Below are 257 nucleotides of genomic sequence, written 5' to 3'. Positions count from 1 at the left end.
ACCGACAGGTTCAGGTCGTAGAAGCCTGGACCGTTCTGGTTGTGATGGTACAGGTCGAGGCTGTAGTAGCCGGTTTCAGCGGGCGTGATGCTGCCGCTGAAATCGCCCGAGGTTGGGTCGACACCGGCACCCCAATGGGCAGTGCCCAGGTCCTTGCCGCCAACGTTGATCAGCAGGCCGTCGTCGGCCTTGCCGCTGAAGGTGTAGGTCTTGCCGGCTTCGAGGAAGATCAGGCCGGTGACCTTGGTCCCGGTGCC

Annotated in this window: 1 protein-coding gene; it reads right to left on the bottom strand. The window is 63.0% G+C overall.

The annotated features are described in order from the left end of the window. A partial coding sequence (locus IFT76_RS20710) for a hypothetical protein (RefSeq protein ID WP_192060117.1) occupies positions 1 to 257 on the bottom strand: 257 nt, incomplete at both ends.

It is taken from the genome of Pseudomonas sp. CFBP 13727, assembly GCF_014841915.1.
Taxonomy (GTDB): Bacteria; Pseudomonadota; Gammaproteobacteria; order Pseudomonadales; family Pseudomonadaceae; genus Aquipseudomonas; species Aquipseudomonas baltica.
This window is presented reverse-complemented; position numbering and strand designations above follow the sequence as displayed.